The organism is Yoonia sp., assembly GCF_030731595.1.
Lineage (GTDB): Bacteria > Pseudomonadota > Alphaproteobacteria > Rhodobacterales > Rhodobacteraceae > Yoonia.
Window position 1 is genome coordinate 3,495 of the sequence record NZ_JANQTS010000042.1, and the last position, 1,735, is coordinate 5,229.

Annotated in this window: 2 protein-coding genes; both read left to right on the forward strand. The window is 58.2% G+C overall.

The features are described from left to right. Positions 1 to 1,119: ABC transporter substrate-binding protein (locus NWQ23_RS04100; RefSeq protein ID WP_306164976.1), on the forward strand; the 1,119-nt coding region annotated here is incomplete at its 5' end. Between the two features lie 92 nt (positions 1,120 to 1,211). Continuing rightward, positions 1,212 to 1,735: ABC transporter ATP-binding protein (locus NWQ23_RS04105; protein WP_306164977.1), on the forward strand; the 524-nt coding region annotated here is incomplete at its 3' end.

Consider the following 1,735-nt stretch of genomic DNA (forward strand, 5'->3'; position numbering starts at 1 on the left):
GTCAAGATCGGCGTGATCCTCGGCTTTACCGGCCCGCTTGAATCCATCACCCCTGCCATGGGTGCAGGTGCTGAACTTGCGATGGCCGAAGTCAACGAATCCGGCTTGCTGCTGGGTGGTGCGACCGTGACCTCTGTGCGCGGCGACAGCACATGTATCGACGCAGGTGCGGCCACTGCTGCAGCCGAACGTCTGATCACATCTGACGGCGTGAACGCAATCATGGGTGCAGACTGTTCCGGCGTGACCGGTGCGATCCTGCAAAACGTGGCCCGCCCGAACGGTGTTGTCATGATTTCACCCTCCGCAACATCCCCCGGCCTGTCCACTGCCGAAGATGACGGCCTGTTCTTCCGCACAGCCCCATCCGACGCGCGTCAGGGTGTGATCATCACCGAGATCCTGCAAGATCGCGGCGTGAGCGAAGTTGCCCTGACCTACACCAACAACGACTATGGCAAAGGTCTGGCTGACGCCTTCCAAGCGGCTTTCGAAGCTGCTGGCGGTACAGTGACCATCTCTGCCGCACACGAAGACGGCAAAGCCGACTACTCTGCTGAAGTTGGCGCGCTGGCCTCTGCCGGTGGTGAAGTGCTGGTTGTTGCAGGCTACGTTGACCAAGGTGGTTCGGGCATCATCCGCTCGTCACTGGACTCTGGTGCGTTTGACACATTCTACCTGCCAGACGGCATGGTCGGTGCCGTGCTGAACGACAATTTCGGCGCAGAGCTGAACGGCTCTTTCGGTGCCTACCCCGGTACAGATAACGCTGGTGCTGGCATTTTTGTTGAACTGGCCGCTGCGGCTGGTTTCGACGGCACAGGCGCGTTCTCGCCAGAATCATATGACGCAGCTGCGCTGATCATGCTGGCGATGCAGGCGGCTGGTTCGTCAGCCTCGGCTGATTTCAAAGACCACATCTTTGATGTTGCCAACGCACCCGGCATCGAAATCCTGCCAGGCGAACTGGCCCGCGGTCTGGAACTGATCGCAGCCGGCGAAGACATCGACTATGTTGGTGCTTCTGCGGTTGAACTGATCGGCCCCGGCGAATCTGCTGGTTCCTATCAGGAAATCGAATTCGCCGACGGCGTTTATTCGACAATCAACTACCGTTAATCGGCGCGATTGACAAAGGAACGGCGCGGGGGTCACCCTCGCGCCGTTTTGCAAAACAAGACGTGCAACAATAGCGCGCAAGGGGATGTGTGATGATCGTCGTTGATAATGTGGTCAAGACCTTCGGGGGATTCCGTGCCGTTGATGGCGCGTCCTTGACCATCGGTGAAGGTACGATTACCGGATTGATCGGGCCGAATGGCGCAGGAAAAACAACGCTTTTCAATGTGATCGCGGGCGTTCTTAAACCAACTTCGGGTCGTGTGACCATGAACGGCGAGGACATCACCGGACTGCCTCCGCACGAGCTATTCCACAAAGGTCTGCTGCGCACCTTCCAGATCGCGCATGAATTTTCCTCGATGACCGTCCGCGAGAACCTGATGATGGTCCCCGGCGACCAATCCGGAGAGACGCTCTGGAACGCATGGTTCGGGCGCAAGCGCATCGCCAATGAAGAACGCGCGCTGCAAGCCAAAGCGGATGAGGTCATCGAATTTCTGACCATTGAACACCTCAAGGAAGAAAAAGCGGGCAACCTGTCCGGTGGCCAGAAAAAGCTGCTGGAACTGGGGCGCACCATGATGGTCGACGCCAAGATCGTCTTTCTGGACGA